15 protein-coding genes are annotated in these 15,185 nt (G+C 61.3%); 1 reads left to right on the top strand and 14 read right to left on the bottom strand.

Features of this window, described 5'->3' with window-relative positions; translation table 11 throughout:
• Positions 1-19: 19 nt before the first annotated feature.
• The 8 genes from carB to AC097P_RS14665 form a co-directional block, all read right to left on the bottom strand.
• Positions 20-3,295 (bottom strand): carbamoyl-phosphate synthase large subunit, encoded by a 3,276-nt coding sequence (carB, locus tag AC097P_RS14700; RefSeq protein WP_479611174.1) that lies wholly within the window; start codon positions 3,293-3,295, stop codon positions 20-22.
• A gap of 46 nt (positions 3,296-3,341) precedes the next feature.
• Positions 3,342-4,001 (bottom strand): leucine efflux protein LeuE, encoded by a 660-nt coding sequence (leuE, locus tag AC097P_RS14695; RefSeq protein WP_479611173.1) that lies wholly within the window; start codon positions 3,999-4,001, stop codon positions 3,342-3,344.
• Positions 4,002-4,062: 61 nt separating this feature from the next.
• Positions 4,063-5,241 (bottom strand): glutamine-hydrolyzing carbamoyl-phosphate synthase small subunit, encoded by a 1,179-nt coding sequence (gene carA, locus AC097P_RS14690; protein ID WP_479611172.1) that lies wholly within the window; start codon positions 5,239-5,241, stop codon positions 4,063-4,065.
• A gap of 268 nt (positions 5,242-5,509) precedes the next feature.
• On the bottom strand, positions 5,510-6,658 hold the full coding sequence (locus tag AC097P_RS14685; RefSeq protein WP_479611171.1) for an acyltransferase family protein: 1,149 nt from the start codon (positions 6,656-6,658) through the stop codon (positions 5,510-5,512).
• Positions 6,659-6,709: 51 nt separating this feature from the next.
• Positions 6,710-7,831 carry a hypothetical protein gene (locus AC097P_RS14680; RefSeq protein ID WP_479611170.1) on the bottom strand — a complete coding sequence of 374 codons (1,122 nt, stop codon included), beginning with the start codon at positions 7,829-7,831 and terminating at the stop codon, positions 6,710-6,712.
• Entirely contained in the window at positions 7,828-8,619 is a 792-nt protein-coding gene (locus AC097P_RS14675) for a dienelactone hydrolase family protein (protein ID WP_479611169.1), read from the bottom strand. Before AC097P_RS14675 ends, AC097P_RS14680 begins: the two co-directional genes overlap by 4 nt.
• An 85-nt stretch (positions 8,620-8,704) precedes the next feature.
• Positions 8,705-9,121 carry a tautomerase family protein gene (locus tag AC097P_RS14670; RefSeq protein ID WP_479611168.1) on the bottom strand — a complete coding sequence of 139 codons (417 nt, stop codon included), beginning with the start codon at positions 9,119-9,121 and terminating at the stop codon, positions 8,705-8,707.
• Between the two features lie 2 nt (positions 9,122-9,123).
• Positions 9,124-9,324 (bottom strand): hypothetical protein, encoded by a 201-nt coding sequence (locus tag AC097P_RS14665; RefSeq protein WP_479611167.1) that lies wholly within the window; start codon positions 9,322-9,324, stop codon positions 9,124-9,126.
• A 118-nt stretch (positions 9,325-9,442) separates the two neighbouring features.
• On the opposite strand from AC097P_RS14665, the gene AC097P_RS14660 reads away from it, so the two are divergent.
• Positions 9,443-10,363, top strand: coding sequence for a LysR family transcriptional regulator (locus AC097P_RS14660; RefSeq protein ID WP_479611166.1), 921 nt, complete (start codon positions 9,443-9,445; stop codon positions 10,361-10,363).
• A gap of 65 nt (positions 10,364-10,428) precedes the next feature.
• Here the strand turns inward: AC097P_RS14660 and AC097P_RS14655 are convergent, their stop codons facing one another.
• The 6 genes from AC097P_RS14655 to lpxD are packed head-to-tail and all read right to left on the bottom strand — an operon-like array spanning position 10,429 to position 15,181.
• Positions 10,429-11,199 carry a TrmH family RNA methyltransferase gene (locus tag AC097P_RS14655; protein WP_479611165.1) on the bottom strand — a complete coding sequence of 257 codons (771 nt, stop codon included), beginning with the start codon at positions 11,197-11,199 and terminating at the stop codon, positions 10,429-10,431.
• 10 nt (positions 11,200-11,209) lie between these two features.
• Positions 11,210-11,833, bottom strand: coding sequence for a ribonuclease HII (gene rnhB, locus AC097P_RS14650; RefSeq protein ID WP_479611164.1), 624 nt, complete (start codon positions 11,831-11,833; stop codon positions 11,210-11,212).
• Positions 11,805-12,938: a lipid-A-disaccharide synthase gene (gene lpxB, locus AC097P_RS14645; RefSeq protein WP_479611646.1), complete on the bottom strand. Its 1,134-nt coding sequence runs from the start codon at positions 12,936-12,938 to the stop codon at positions 11,805-11,807. Before lpxB ends, rnhB begins: the two co-directional genes overlap by 29 nt.
• A gap of 23 nt (positions 12,939-12,961) precedes the next feature.
• Positions 12,962-13,750 carry an acyl-ACP--UDP-N-acetylglucosamine O-acyltransferase gene (lpxA, locus tag AC097P_RS14640; RefSeq protein ID WP_479611163.1) on the bottom strand — a complete coding sequence of 263 codons (789 nt, stop codon included), beginning with the start codon at positions 13,748-13,750 and terminating at the stop codon, positions 12,962-12,964.
• Positions 13,751-13,769: 19 nt separating this feature from the next.
• Entirely contained in the window at positions 13,770-14,210 is a 441-nt protein-coding gene (fabZ, locus tag AC097P_RS14635; RefSeq protein WP_479611162.1) for a 3-hydroxyacyl-ACP dehydratase FabZ, read from the bottom strand.
• Positions 14,207-15,181 carry a UDP-3-O-(3-hydroxymyristoyl)glucosamine N-acyltransferase gene (gene lpxD / locus AC097P_RS14630; protein WP_479611161.1) on the bottom strand — a complete coding sequence of 325 codons (975 nt, stop codon included), beginning with the start codon at positions 15,179-15,181 and terminating at the stop codon, positions 14,207-14,209. The genes fabZ and lpxD overlap by 4 nt, the downstream gene beginning before the upstream one ends.
• Positions 15,182-15,185 lie beyond the last annotated feature (4 nt).

Raw genomic sequence — 15,185 nt, 5'->3', positions numbered from 1 at the left:
CAATTCTTACGCGTTCCGCTTAATCCTGCAACTGCGCGTGCATTTCCTGCACAGAAATCACGTCCAACTGGTCCAGATACTTCATGCCCTCCACCGCCGCCTCTGCACCTGCAATGGTGGTGTAGGTTGTCACCCGGGCCAGCAGCGCGCTGGTACGGATCTGGCGTGAGTCAGCGATCGCGTTGCGGCGTTCTTCGACGGTATTGATGACCATGGCGATCTCTTCGTTCTTGATCATGTCAACAATGTGCGGGCGGCCCTCCGCCACCTTGTTCACCACGCTGCACGGCACACCCGTCGCGGTGATGGCAGCGGCCGTGCCCTTGGTGGCCACCAACGTGAATCCCAGAGAGACCAGCGCACGTGCCACGCCGATTGCGCGTGACTTGTCGTTGTTCTTGACAGTCAAAAACACCTTGCCGGAACGCGGCAGCTTGGTGCCTGCACCCAACTGCGACTTCACAAACGCTTCGCCAAAAGTCTTGCCCACACCCATGACTTCACCGGTGGACTTCATCTCGGGGCCGAGGATGGTGTCCACACCGGGGAACTTGACGAAGGGGAACACGGCCTCTTTGACGCTGAAATACGGCGGTGTCACCTCCTTGGTGATGCCTTGTGACGCCAGCGACTGGCCGACCATGCAGCGCGCCGCGACCTTGGCCAACTGAATGCCGGTGGCCTTGGACACAAACGGCACGGTGCGCGATGCGCGGGGGTTCACTTCCAGCACGTAGATCACGTCTTTGCCATCCACGCTCTGAATCGCGAACTGCACATTCATCAGACCCACGACGTTCAACGCGGCAGCCATCGCCGCGGTCTGGCGCTTGATCTCCGTGACCGTAGCCGCGCTCAGGCTATAGGGTGGCAACGAACACGCAGAATCACCGCTGTGCACGCCGGCTTGTTCGATGTGTTCCATGACACCACCGATAAAGGTCACGCCGGTTGCGTCGCGGATGCAGTCCACGTCACATTCAATCGCGTCGTTCAAGAAACGGTCCAGCAGCACCGGGGAGTCGTGGCTGACCTTGACCGCTTCGCGCATGTAGCGCTCCAGGTCGCGTTGCTCGTGGACGATCTCCATCGCGCGGCCACCCAGCACATAACTTGGGCGCACGACTAATGGGTAACCCAGCGCCGCAGCCTTTTCCAGCGCTTCGGGCTCGGTACGGGCCGTGGCGTTGGGTGGCTGGCGCAGCTTCAGCTCGTGCAGCAACTTCTGGAAACGCTCGCGGTCTTCGGCCGCGTCAATCATGTCCGGGCTGGTGCCGATGATGGGCACGCCATTGGCTTCCAGATCGAGCGCAAGCTTCAACGGTGTTTGGCCACCGTATTGCACGATGACGCCAACCGGCTTTTCCTTGTCGACGATTTCCAGCACGTCTTCCAGCGTCAGCGGCTCGAAGTAAAGGCGGTCGGACGTATCGTAATCGGTAGACACGGTCTCGGGGTTGCAGTTGACCATGATGGTCTCGTAACCGTCTTCCCGCATGGCCAGTGCCGCGTGCACGCAGCAATAGTCAAACTCGATGCCCTGGCCGATGCGGTTGGGCCCACCGCCCAGCACCATGATCTTCTTGTTGGTCGTCGGCTCGGCCTCACACTCTGCGCCTTCGGACTCGTAGGTCGAGTACATGTAGGCCGTGTTGGTGCCGAACTCGGCCGCACAGGTGTCCACGCGCTTGTAGACGGGGCGCACGCCCAGGGCGCGGCGCTTTTCGCGGATGGCCTTGTCGGTGGTTTTGAACTGGCGCGCCAAGCGGCGGTCGGAAAAACCCTTTTGCTTGAGGCTGCGCAGCGTGGCCGCGTCGATCTTGTCAAATGCCGTGCCACTAGCGGGCTGTGGCAAACGTTCAATCTCCAACTCGATCTTGACGATCTGCTCGATCTGCACCAAAAACCAACGGTCGATCTTGGTCAACGCGAAAACTTCATCCACGCTCATGCCCTGGGCGAAGGCATCACCCACGTACCAGATGCGCTCGGGGCCTGGCTCGCCCAGCTCTTTTTCAAGCACTTCGCGGTCTTGCGTTTTTTCGTTCAAGCCGTCCACGCCCACTTCCAGGCCGCGCAGGGCTTTCTGGAAGGATTCCTGGAAGGTGCGGCCCATGGCCATGACCTCACCCACACTCTTCATCTGTGTCGTCAGACGGCTGTCCGCAGCGGGGAATTTCTCGAACGCGAAACGCGGGATCTTGGTAACCACGTAGTCGATACTGGGCTCGAACGATGCGGGAGTGGCTCCGCCGGTGATGTCGTTGCGCAACTCGTCCAACGTAAAGCCAACGGCCAGCTTGGCCGCAATCTTGGCGATGGGGAAACCGGTGGCCTTGGAGGCCAATGCGGATGAACGCGACACACGAGGATTCATCTCGATGACGACCATGCGGCCATCGTCGGGGTTGATGGAGAACTGCACGTTCGATCCGCCGGTGTCCACGCCGATTTCGCGCAGCACGGCCAACGAGGCGTTGCGCAAGATCTGGTATTCCTTGTCGGTCAGCGTTTGCGCCGGTGCCACCGTGATGGAGTCGCCGGTGTGCACGCCCATGGGGTCCAGGTTTTCGATGGAGCAGACGATGATGCAGTTGTCCGCCTTGTCGCGCACCACTTCCATCTCGTACTCTTTCCAACCCAGCAGCGATTCTTCAATCAGCAGCTCGTTGGTCGGCGAGGCTTCCAGGCCGCGCTTGCAGATGACTTCAAACTCTTCGGGGTTGTAGGCGATGCCGCCACCGGTGCCACCCAGCGTGAAGCTAGGGCGGATCACAGTTGGGAAGCCCAGCGTCTTTTGCACGCTCCACGCCTCTTCCATGCTGTGCGCAATGCCGGAGCGGGCGGAGCCCAGACCGATCTTGGTCATCGCGTCCTTGAACTTCAAACGGTCTTCGGCCTTGTCAATCGCTTCGGGGGTAGCACCGATCAACTCGACCGGTTTGCCGGTAGCCGCACCGTTGTATTTGGCCAGCACGCCGTTGTGCCACAGGTCCAGCGCGCAGTTCAGCGCGGTCTGTCCACCCATGGTGGGCAGGATCGCGTCCGGCTTTTCCTTGGCAATTATCTTCTCGACCGTTTGCCAAGTGATGGGCTCGATATAGGTCACATCCGCCGTGGCAGGGTCGGTCATGATCGTTGCGGGGTTGCTGTTGATCAGGATGACGCGGTAGCCCTCTTCGCGCAGCGCCTTGCAAGCCTGCACGCCGGAGTAGTCGAACTCACAGGCCTGGCCAATGATGATGGGGCCGGCGCCGATGATGAGGATGCTTTGGATGTCGGTACGTTTTGGCATTTCTTCTTCTCTGCTCTTTACTACTTTTCAATCAATTCGGGCTTGCTTAATTCAGGCTCGCGGTGGCCAGCTTGGCGCCAAACCACAGAAACAATCCGCCCACGGCGCTGGATAGCGCGCCAGACAGGCGCTTGCGCGCGCGAAAAATCTGGGCCAGGTGGGCACCAGCGAAAATCAGCGCGGACAAATACAGGGCGCTGAAAGCCATGACGATGGCGCTCAGTATCAAAAACGGCACGGCGGGTGTCTCGTAGGTCGGGTCAATGAACTGCACAAAGAACGACAGCAAAAACAAAATCGCTTTGGGGTTCAACAAGCTGATGACCAGTGCCCGTTTGAATGGGTGCGCCAGATTGGTCGGTGTCTCGGCCACAGCTTGTGCTTCTGGCATATCCGAACTGCGCCACTTCTGGATGGCAGCCCAGACCAGATTCAAACCCAGCCACGCCAGGTAGGCCGCGCCGGCATATTTGACAACCATGAACAGCGTTGGGTTGCCGCGCAGCAGGCTGGCAGCGCCGAGCGCGGTCAGCATCAGCAGGATCGTGTCGCCCACAAATACACCTACGGCACCCTGGTAACCGGCCTTGACGCCGCGCGCCGTTGCCACCGACAACACGAACAGCGAATTGGGGCCGGGCAACAAAATAATGCCAAAAGCCCCCACCACATAGGTCCACAAATCGGTGACACCGTAAAAGTTCATTGAACAACCTCCGTGCTGCGCACTGCGGTGCGAGCTTGCTTGGGGCGGCCCGGCGCGGCGCTCATGCGCGCTCGCCCTTCGCCGTTTCCATCATCGTGATGAAGCGATCAAACAGGTAGCCGATATCGTGTGGTCCGGGCGACGCCTCAGGGTGGCCCTGGAAGCAAAACGCGGGCTTGTCCGTGCGTTCCAGGCCCTGCAGCGTGTTGTCAAACAGGCTGATGTGGGTAGCGCGCAGGTTGGCGGGCAAGGTTTTCTCGTCTACCGCAAAACCGTGGTTCTGGCTGGTGATAGAAACGCGGCCGCTGTCCAGATCCTTGACCGGGTGGTTAGCGCCGTGGTGGCCAAACTTCATCTTGAAGGTCTTGGCGCCGGAAGCCAGTGCCAAAATTTGATGACCCAGACAGATACCAAACGTGGGGATGCCGGAATCGATCAGCGTGCGGGTTGCAGCAATGGCGTAGTCGCAGGGTTCAGGATCACCGGGGCCGTTGCTCAGGAAAATTCCATCCGGCTTGTGCTTCAGCACCTCGGCAGCCGAAGTCTGCGCCGGCACCACGGTGACCTTGCAGCCGCGCTCGGCCAACATGCGCAAGATGTTCTTCTTGACGCCAAAGTCGTAGGCCACGACGTGGAAGCGCGGCGCGGTCTGCTGGCCATAACCGTTGCCCAAGGTCCACTCGGCTTCGGTCCACTGCGTGGTTTCGGATGCGGACACGACCTTGGCCAAGTCCAAGCCCGACATAGACGGCGCCGCTTTGGCCGCTGCAATCGCCTTGTCCACCAGGGCAGTAGTTACCACCTCACCGGAAGCCAAGCCCAGAATGCAACCGTTTTGCGCGCCTTGGGTACGCAGTTGGCGTGTCAACTGGCGGGTATCGATGTTGGCAATGGCCACCGTACCGGCCTGCACCAGGTATTCACTGAGTGTGGCGGTGCTGCGAAAATTGGACGCCACCATGGGCAGATCACGAATGATCAAACCTGCGGCGTGCACCTTGTCAGACTCGATGTCTTCGGGATTGGTACCGTAATTGCCGATGTGGGGATAAGTGAGGGTGACGATCTGCTGGCAATAGCTGGGATCGGTCAGGATCTCCTGGTAGCCGGTCATGGACGTGTTGAACACGACCTCTCCGACTGTGGAGCCTGGGGCTCCAATGGAATTGCCAATGTAGACCGTGCCGTCTGCGAGCGCCAGGATGGCGGGGGGGGTGGTTCCCTTAAGAGACAAAAGCACTGGGTTCTCCGAGTGTGTTACGGGTACGCCCAAGCGAGCTCAAGAACGATTCTTGGCGGCTGATGTAGGTTGGGAAAGGTGCTTGAAATGCGCTTGGGACGGCAGTTTTCTGGAAAGCCTCCCATTATAGCGGGGGATACTGGGCCGCTCTCACCCGATTATGCCGTTTGGGTATGCATCCCAAGTGAGGCTTGCATATGAAAAGTGGCTGTAGCCCTCGCGGGATTAGCGTAGCCAGCTATAGAATTAATAGCAATATTTTTGCCGCTCAAGCCGGCTGCACCCCGGTCACCGCAGGCACCGGTCGGAACAGGCTGGGCACGCCACGGTCGCGCAGCTGCATGAATGGCAGCTCGACCAGGCGGTACAGCACACCGCCTACAGCGATGCAGGCGCTTGTGATGACGAGCAACAGCACAGGTTGCGACAGCGCGTACGGCGCCAGGTTGGCTTTCAACAGGTAGGCAACGGGCTTGTGCGTCAGGTAAATGGAATACGACCACAGCGCCAGCTGATAGACGCCCGGGATCCGAATGCGGTACAGCGGAGACCGAGGGCTCAATGCAGAGACGACCAGCAATGCAAACGCCATGGCAACCAGCGAGTAGCCAAACACGCTCATGAAGAAGGGATAGCCATAGCCGTCCACGTAATAGTGGCGCAACACGCCATACAGCGCCGCGAGTACGGCCGCCACGCCCACGCCGAACAGCGCGCCGCCCCGCAGCATCAAGCGCTGCCACAGCACGGGGTGGCCGTTCTTGACCAGCGCAACGGCGATACCGGGCAGGAATTCATCAAACCGACCCAGTGTGGCGTAGTAGACGTTGGGGTAGTAACCCGCAATCTTGCCGCCTTCCTCCAGCCCGTATTCGGACCACAGCATCCAGCGCGCTGCAATACCCACTACGAGCAGCGCCAACAACAGCATCCACGCCTGAACCCTGCTGCTGCCCACCTTGACCGCTAGCAACACGACCAGCGGCAGCACCAGGTAAAACTGCTCCTCAATGCACAGCGACCAGGCGTGCGAAAACGCGGTGCCCGGCTGCAGCTGGAAGTTTTGGGTAAAGGTTAAAAATTGCCACAGCGGTGGCGGTGGCTTGCCGCCCATGGCCGCCGGAAAAGCAAAGTATGCCGCCAGCACCAACCAAAACACCGGCCAGGTGCGCAGTGCCCGACGCGCATAGAAGCGCGACAGCGACAGCTCGCGTTGCCCGGCCAGGCCGGCGAACAACTGGTTGCCGATCAGGTAGCCACTGAGCACGAAGAACAGATCCACCCCCACCCAGCCCACGCTGCTGGCCCAGCCAAAGGTCGGCTCACCCGACACGAACACCATGTAGTGGTACATGAAAACCAGCGCAATGGCGAGTGCGCGCAGCGTGTCGAGGCCGTTGGAACGATGGGGATGCATGCGATTGGAGGTTGGCGGAGTTGCGCGAAGAGCCGCAGTTTAGCCGCCAGCCTAGTGCGGGAACTTGAAGGCCCCGGGCGTCATGGACGGGTCACTGCCCAGGCGGCAATCGGGCGCCGACAACTTGCCGCGCCACTCTCGGTACGCGAACATGGGCACCGGACTCATCACGCATGCGGGCCTGGCGAAAGGGTGAGACAGATGCCACAGTTGGTGACCCACCTCGTGCGTGGCTGCTGCGCCTGCCAATTGGGCGGCCTCCATCGGCTCATAGCGTTCACCATTGCGGACCTTGACCCAATACTCGCTATTGTCGGTAAATGCAAACGTACTCCACACTGACACCGTCCCATAACGCGACTGCTTGCTGGAAGTGGTAACGCCGTTCGAATACCCCCCGCGTATGGCGCTGTGCACCTCCGGATAGTTGGGTTCGATGCTGGCAATGATCTGGTTGGTCAACACGAGTTCATATGGCAGATCTGAATAGCCCAAAGCCAGCCACAGCGTGAATTCGTTGTAAGGGTTCTCATCGATCACAGGCCCACCATCGATGGCTTTCAAGTCCCGCCAAAGATTTAAACGCTGCAACTGAAGGTCAGCGATAGCTGAGGCAAATTCTTGTACCTTCGCCGTGCTGCGCAACCCGGGCGCATACGGTTGGGCAAACGCAATGCGATCAGCCAACGAACCGCTTTGCGCGGCAAACTGTTTGGCAAACTCGGCCTTGAGGCGTGCCAAATCGCCCCTGCCGGATTTGAAGTCGAAGATGCCCCCCATAGCCTGCACCCGCTTGGCAGACGGTATGCCACTGAACACGCGCTCAATGGGCAGCTCGGTTACCTCGGAAAACAGCAACTCCACACCAAAGTGTTCCTGTGCCGTGGCCCGCAGACTCGCCAATAGCGCAGCGAGCTGCACACTGGACATTTTGGGCAGCCGGTCGTTGACCACGTACGCCACCCGCAGCTCGATGGAGCCTGCCGGCAAGGTGGGCAATGGCAGCACCTGTGGCGCCGCCTTTGATTGGCAGGCGAGCAGCGCAGCGACGCAAAGGCCCAAAACGCATCGGTACACGCAGCGCAACACAGTACGGAAAGTCAACGCAAACAGTTGCTTGCGCGCACCGACCACAGCGGCAACGCCACAACCCGACGCGTGAAGGACTGTCATTCAGTGGCCAGCGGAACCGCGCCGACGCGCTGCAGGAACGTGCCCACCGCCCCTTCCCACACCGGGCGCGCGCGGTGGAACAAAAGATGGCCGTTCACCTTTTCAATTTGAAAAAACCTGAAGTCCACGTCACCTCCCGCTTGCGTAAACACTTGTGCGTACGTTTGCATGGAGGCGTCCGAATAAAACCCGTCGCCTTGCGCATATAGAAAGAGGCTAGGAACCCTGCCGCGTCCGGCTGCAGCCGCAAACAGGGCCAAGTTGATATCCACCGGTCCGCAGTTGTCGTTTTTCCACCCGCCTGAGAAGTTAATAGTGCCAATCGACACCCCCGGGTGTTCAGCCGCATAGATGACGGACAGGATGCCGCCGCGGGAATGGCCGGCAAGTATGACTTTGTTCAGTGCAGCCCAAGGCTGCTTGCGCAGGTCAAACGTAGCGTCCAGTGCCGCACTCGCATAGTCCAGCCCATACCGGGCAGCCTCTGGCGTACACGCCGACGGCTCTTCGGCATTGCGTCCCTGGGATTGCCCCCTGCCCCTGCGCATGGGTACGAGCAACGCAATACCTTTGCCGCTCAGGTAGGCCGCAAGGCCCGCAGCTTTTTCTGTGTAGTCCGCGGGGATAGGGCCTCCACTGGAGCCATGGCTGAAAACGACTGTCGGATACGGCCCAGCGCCAGCGGGTTTGTAGAGCGTGGCCTCGAGCTGGATGTCCCTTCGACCGAAGGTGGCAGACTCTTGCATGGGTATCCAGATCGCCTCGCCCACACCTTGGGCGAGTGCCAAACTCGGTACCAGAGCGCCTACACAGCACGCCACACCACAACAAAATCTGAAAAATCCCATGCACGGGACTCTACAGGATGCCGAGTTACACGATGCCCAGTGCGCGCTGTTGCTGTTGTTGCTTGCGGGCGGCCTGGGTCTGGCCGCCATACCCCCAATCGCTGGCGGGCACTTCACGCACGATGACATAGCTTGCTTCTTCCAGTGCCTGGCCGTGGCCCAACTGCCGCTCCAGCTCGGCATAGGCGGCGGCGATGAAGGCCTCTTTCTGGGCCACCGTGTTGGTGCCTGCAGTGATGCTGATCTCCAGCAAGGCCGTGGCCCGGTCCACATCGCGACCGCCGATGTACCAATGCGCGGCGGGCATATCGTCGATGACAACGGCAGTGACGTCTTCGCGCTTGCCAAGGTGCTTCGCAGTTATTTGGGTCAGCGCATGGGCCAGAGCGCGGTACTGGGCCGGGTTGAGCAAGGGCGCTACTTTCAATGACAAGGTGGGCATGTTCAAACTCCTGATGGTTGACGGGAAAAATTGGCGATACGCAGCACACCGCGCCGGGCGGCCAGTAGCGCACAGGCGGCCAGACGGTGGATGCCTTGCCAGAATGCGACTACGGCACTGCGGCGCAACTGCTGGGCCCGGCTGCGGGCACGGGTATGCAGGGCAGCACGTTCGGCGGCGGTGATCGGGGTGGTGGGATACATGGGGGTCCTTCTATTGGCTTGCGATGGAATGAACTTTATTGGTTAATCCAAACATCGGAAACAGCGTAAATAGCCTATTGGTTTTGCATTATTTGCAACACCGCCGGACAATACCCCCATGCAACTCCAACTAGACGACGTCGCCCTCTTCGCTCGCATTGCCGAGCTGGGCACCCTTTCGGCAGCCGCCCGCGAGCGCGATGTACCCGTCAGCCAGGTCACCCGCTCGCTTGCACGGCTGGAGGCTGCGTGCGGCGTGCGCCTGTTGCACCGCACGACGCACGGACTGAGTCTGACGGATGAGGGGGACACATTTTTGGGCTATGGCCGGCGCCTGCTGGAGACCACGGCCGAGCTAGACAGCGAACTCACCGGCAAGATCAGCGGCCCAAGCGGCTGGGTGCGCGTCACGGCAAGCCCGCTGATGGCCGATTGCGTGATCGCGCCCAGCCTGCCGGGCCTGTACCAGCGCTACCCGAACCTGCACCTGGACATCAGCGCCGACGACCGCATCGCCGACATGGCGCGCGAGGGCTTTGACATCGCCATCCGAAGTGGCACGCCCAGCAGCGATACGGTGGTTGCACGCCAGATAGGCGCCTTTGGCCGCACAGTGTGTGCCGCACCCGACTACCTGCAAACCCATGGCACGCCAACCCACCCGCGAGACCTGGAGCGCCACCACCTGCTGGCCAACAGCGCCAGCCCTTCGCTGAACCGCTGGGTATGGACGGATCCGCTGGATCAGAGCCAGGCCGAGCTACAGGTCAACGGCCAAACGCGGGCCGACAACACGGCGCTGCTGGTCAACCTGGTGCTGCAGGGTTTGGGCATTGCCCGCATACACGACATGGCCGCCATGCCGCTGATACGACAGGGGCGGCTGGTGCCGATCCTGCAAGAGTATTTCGTCAGCCCCCAGGTACCGATCTACGCCGTGATCCTGCAGGAGCGCCACCGTCTGCCCAAGATACGGGCCTGCATTGACTACTGGTCGGAGTGGATGGCTGCGTTGGCCATGGATCCAATCGGCCGCTAGCCCTCGTGGGGCGTGCGTAAGCCGCTACCAAAATCGTAGCGACAAATCACAGCCTTTGGCTTCTCTTATTCGCCCAGCAAGCCGCTGGCGTGCAGGCAGATCGCAGCCGCAGCTGCCACATTAAGCGACTCTTCACCCCCCGGTTGCGCAATGCGCGCGTGGAAGGCGGCGCGGGCCATCAGCTCGGCGCTGACGCCCTGCCCTTCGTGGCCAAAAGCCCACGCAGTGGCTGGGGGCAAACGCAGCTTCTGCACCAGCTCACCCTGGTGGGAACTGGTGACGACGATGGGTACTTGCAGGGCCTGCAAGTCGTCCAGACCCACGCCCTCGATCAGGTGCAGCCCGAAGTGCGCACCCATGCCGGCGCGCAAGACCTTGGGGGACCACAGCGCGGCGGTGCCCGTAAGGGCGATGATCTGCTTGAACCCAAACGCCCCTGCGCTGCGCAGAATGGAGCCTACGTTGCCAGCGTCCTGCACACGGTCCAGGATGACGGTGGCGGCAGCGGGTTGCAAGGCTGTGTGCTGTGGCAAGTCCAGCACGAAGCCTACGCCGGCCGGTGACTCCAGGCCACTCAATTCGGCAAACAACTTCTTGGGGATGACTACACTTTTGATAGCGGCTTGTGCATAGCTGGCAGGGGCTAGCGGCCAGTATTCCTCTGTGAACACGGCCACGGCAGGCTTCACACCGCGTTGCAGGGCTGCGCTGCACAGGTGGTCGCCTTCGATCCAGAAGCGCCCGGCCTTGCGGTAGGCCGTGTTGTCGTGCGCGATCTTGCGCAGCTCTTTGAGCAGCGGGTTGTCGTGCGAACTGACGAGGCTTGGTTGGTTCACGGCGTGCTCTTCAAGCGTAGACCAGCACGCGGGTCACCGGGCTGAAGGTCTTGCGGTGCTGCGGGCAGGCGCCATGCGTCTGCAGCGCCGCCAGGTGTTCGGCCGTGCCGTAGCCCTTGTGGTCGGCAAAGCCGTACTGCGGGTACTGGGCGTGCAGCTCGGCACACCAGCGGTCGCGCGTTACCTTGGCCAGTATCGATGCCGCCGAAATGGCTGCGACCTTGCTGTCGCCCTTGACCAGCGCCTCGGCCCGCATGCTCAGCACCGGCAGGCGGTTGCCATCGACGACGACCAAGCCGGGCACCAGGCGCAAGCCCTCCACAGCTCGGCGCATCGCCAGCATCGTGGCCTGCAAAATATTGATCTGGTCTATCTCTTCGACAGTGGCATGGGCCACTGAGCAGCACAGCGCCTTGGCGCGGATTTCGTCATACAGCTGCTCGCGCCGGCGGGCGGTCAGCACTTTGGAATCAGCCAGGCCGTGGATGGGATTGCGCTCATCCAGTATCACGGCGGCGGCCATCACGGGCCCAGCCAGCGGGCCGCGGCCAGCTTCGTCTACGCCGGCCATCAGGCCCGGTGTGTCCCACGCCAGCGTGACCTGTTCAGCGTGCAAGAATTTTTTCGATCGCATCGGTTGCCAAGGTGGAGGTGTTGCGTTTGAGCGTTTGGTGCAGCGCCAGAAAACGCTGTTGCAAGGACTCTATTTTCGCAGGCTCGCGGTCCATTGCGTCAAACCATTGCAGCATGGCGTCGCTCAGGGCCTCTGGCGTGGCACGGTCTTGCAACAACTCGGGCACGACAAACTCGCCACTGAGGATATTCGGCAGGCCCACCCAGGGCTGCAGTTGCTTGCGCTGCATCAGCTTCCAAGACAACCAGTGCATGTTGTAGGCGATGACCATGGGCCGCTTGAACAGGGCCGCCTCCAGCGTGGCCGTGCCGCTGGCGATCAGCGTGGCGTCGCAGGCCGCCAGAACGGTGTGCGACTGGCCAGCCACGATCTGGATGTGGTTGGCCATGCCCGCCTCGGCAGCCAATGCCGCGATGCGGGCCTGCAGCGAAGGCACGGCGGGTACTACAAATTTGATAGCTGGTTGCGCACGCTGCATGAGGGCTGCAGCCTGAAAGAACCTAAGCGCCAGGTATTCCACTTCGGATTTACGGCTGCCCGGCAGTATGGCGACCACGCGCGCGTCTTGGTGCAGGCCGAGCTTGTGGCGGGCGGCTGCGCGATCTGGCTCCAGTGGAATCACGTTGGCCAGCGGGTGGCCGACATACGTGGCAGCAATACCGTGTTGGGCCAGCAAGTCCGGCTCAAATGGAAAGATGCACAGCACGTGGTCGGCGGCGCGGCGGATCTTTTCAACACGGTCGGCACGCCAGGCCCAGATCGACGGACAGACGAAATGCACGGTGGGGATGCCCTGGGCCTTCAGCGCTGTTTCCAGACCCAAGTTGAAATCTGGCGCATCCACGCCGATGAAGACGCCTGGCCGCTCCTGCAGCAAGCGTTCGCGCAACTGCTTGCGGATGCGCAACAGGCCGGCCACGCGCTTGAAGACTTCGATGCTGTAGCCGTGCACGGCCAGGCGTTCACTGGGCCAGTGGGCCTGGAATCCGCGCTGGGCCATCTGCGGGCCGCCAATGCCGCTGGACTGCAGATCCGACCAACGGGCGCGCAAACCGTCCAGCACCAGGCCAGCAAGCAAGTCGCCGGAGGCTTCGCCGGCCACCATGGCTACTTGCGGGGCTGGCATAGTCAGCGCGCAATCCCGCTGGCAGAGGTGGCAAGGAAGTCGTCCATCAGCGCGATGTCTGCTGCCGCTTCGGGCATGGTGGACACCAACGCCTGAATCGCCATCCGCGCTTCGTCCAGCGTCTTGCCTTGGCGGTAGATCAGCTTGTGCATCTCACGGATGGCAGCAATGCGCTCGGCCGAGAAATCGCGCCGGCGCAGGCCGACAAGATTCACCGCGCGCACCGCCAGCGGATTGCCGTCCACCACCATGAACGGCGGCACATCTTTGGCCACATGGCTGGCAAATCCGACCATGGCATGCGCGCCAATGCGCATGCGTTGCAACACGCCGGTCAGGCCGCCTACCGTCGCCCAGTCGCCCACATGCACATGGCCGGCCAGCGTGGCGTTGTTGGCCATCGTGATCTGGTTGCCAAGCTGACAGTCATGCGCGATGTGGGTGTACGCCATGATCCAGTTGTCGTTGCCGATGCTGGTCACAAAGGCATCGCCCGGAGAGCCGATATTGAAGGTGCAAAACTCGCGGATGGTGTTGCGGTCACCAATGCGCAGCTCGCAGGGTTCACCGGCGTATTTCTTGTCTTGCGGAATCGCGCCCAGCGAGTTGAACTGGAAGATGCGGTTGTCGCGGCCAATCGTCGTGTGGCCTTCGATGACGCAGTGGGGCCCGACCGTGGTACCGGCGCCAATGCGCACATGCGGTCCTATGACACTGTAGGGGCCAACCGTGACGGTGCTGTCCAGTTGGGCAGCCGGGTCAACAATGGCAGTGGGGTGGATGGCGCTCACGGCAGCTTGGCTTGCCGATTCAGGCAATGTTGCGCACCGCGCAGGTCAGCTCTGCCTCTACCGCCAGCTCACCGTCCACGGTGGCGCGGGTTTTGAACTTGAAGATGCCGGCTTTCATGCGCAGCAGTTCTGCCTCCAGTATCAGCTGGTCGCCCGGCTCCACCGGGCGCTTGAAGCGTGCGCCATCGATCCCTGCGAAGTAATAGATGACGCTGTCATCGGGCTCTACGTCCAGCGCATCAAAAGACAGCAGAGCCGCCGCTTGGGCCAGTGCTTCGAGCATCAGCACCCCTGGCATCACCGGGCGATGGGGAAAATGCCCCTCGAAGAAGGGCTCGTTCATCGTCACATTTTTCAGAGCCTTGATGGATTTGCCCTTGTCCATTTCGAGCACGCGGTCCACCAGCAGGAACGGGTAGCGGTGTGGGAGCTTCTTGAGAATTTTGTGGATGTCCATCATTTTTTTGTCTCTTTTTCCAAAGTTTTGATGCGGTCGCGCAGGCTGTGCAATTGCTTCAGCGCTGCGGCGTTGCGCTCCCAGTTTGCGTTGTCGTCCAGCGGGAAGATGCCGGTGTAGTGGCCGGGCTTGGGTATCGATTTGGTGACCAACGTGCCTGCGGAAATATTGACGTTTGCACCCAGTGTGAGGTGGCCCAGAATGATGGCGCCACCGCCCACCGTGCAGTGCTCGCCAATGCTTGCGCTGCCGGCCACGCCCACACAACCTGCCATGGCCGTGTTGCGGCCCACGCGCACGTTATGGCCGATCTGGATCAGGTTGTCGAGCTTGACGCCGTCTTCAATGACTGTATCTTGCAGCGCACCGCGGTCTATGCAGGTGTTGGCCCCGATCTCGACATCGTTGCCGATCTGCACCGCGCCCAGCTGTTCAATTTTTTCCCAGTTGTCGCCGTTGGGCGCAAAGCCAAATCCGTCTGCGCCAATGACCACACCGGGGTGGATGATGCAGCGTTCACCGACTACACAGCCCTCGCTCACCGTGACGCGGGACTTGAGCACGGTGTTGGCTCCGATGCGGGCGCCCCGCTCCACGACGCACAGCGCACCGATAGTGGCGGTGGGGTCTACGACAGCCTCAGCGTCAACGATGGCGCTGGGGTGAACCGTAGGCGGCTTTTGTGGACCAAGCCCGCGCTTCCACAGCTGGGTGAGCCTCGCAAAATAGACATAGGGTTGGTCGGAGACGATGCAGGCGCCACGCGACAGAGCGGCATCCGCCATCTGCGGCGCCACGATAACGCAAGCCGCCCGTGAGGCCAATAGTTGCTGCTGGTAGCGCGGGTTGCTGAGAAAACTCACATGCTGCTGCGTCGCTGTCTCCAGCGGCGCCAGACCAGTCACCACAAGGGACGCGTCTCCATGCAATTGGCCGCCCAGTGCGGCGACGATGGAAGCCAAATCAAGCTTCATACCC

The organism is Rhodoferax sp. ZS1R8 (genome assembly GCF_056521325.1).
This window is presented reverse-complemented; position numbering and strand designations above follow the sequence as displayed.

What these genes read in the sequence shown, in the direction of transcription:
- carB (WP_479611174.1), bottom strand. Translation starts at nt 3,295, where the DNA reads ATGCCAAAACGTACCGACATCCAAAGCATCCTCATCATCGGCGCCGGC.
- leuE (WP_479611173.1), bottom strand. Translation starts at nt 4,001, where the DNA reads ATGAACTTTTACGGTGTCACCGATTTGTGGACCTATGTGGTGGGGGCT.
- AC097P_RS14685 (WP_479611171.1), bottom strand. Translation starts at nt 6,658, where the DNA reads ATGCATCCCCATCGTTCCAACGGCCTCGACACGCTGCGCGCACTCGCC.
- AC097P_RS14680 (WP_479611170.1), bottom strand. Translation starts at nt 7,831, where the DNA reads ATGACAGTCCTTCACGCGTCGGGTTGTGGCGTTGCCGCTGTGGTCGGT.
- AC097P_RS14670 (WP_479611168.1), bottom strand. Translation starts at nt 9,121, where the DNA reads ATGCCCACCTTGTCATTGAAAGTAGCGCCCTTGCTCAACCCGGCCCAG.
- AC097P_RS14665 (WP_479611167.1), bottom strand. Translation starts at nt 9,324, where the DNA reads ATGTATCCCACCACCCCGATCACCGCCGCCGAACGTGCTGCCCTGCAT.
- AC097P_RS14660 (WP_479611166.1), top strand. Translation starts at nt 9,443, where the DNA reads ATGCAACTCCAACTAGACGACGTCGCCCTCTTCGCTCGCATTGCCGAG.
- rnhB (WP_479611164.1), bottom strand. Translation starts at nt 11,833, where the DNA reads ATGCGATCGAAAAAATTCTTGCACGCTGAACAGGTCACGCTGGCGTGG.
- lpxB (WP_479611646.1), bottom strand. Translation starts at nt 12,938, where the DNA reads ATGGTGGCCGGCGAAGCCTCCGGCGACTTGCTTGCTGGCCTGGTGCTG.
- fabZ (WP_479611162.1), bottom strand. Translation starts at nt 14,210, where the DNA reads ATGATGGACATCCACAAAATTCTCAAGAAGCTCCCACACCGCTACCCG.
- lpxD (WP_479611161.1), bottom strand. Translation starts at nt 15,181, where the DNA reads ATGAAGCTTGATTTGGCTTCCATCGTCGCCGCACTGGGCGGCCAATTG.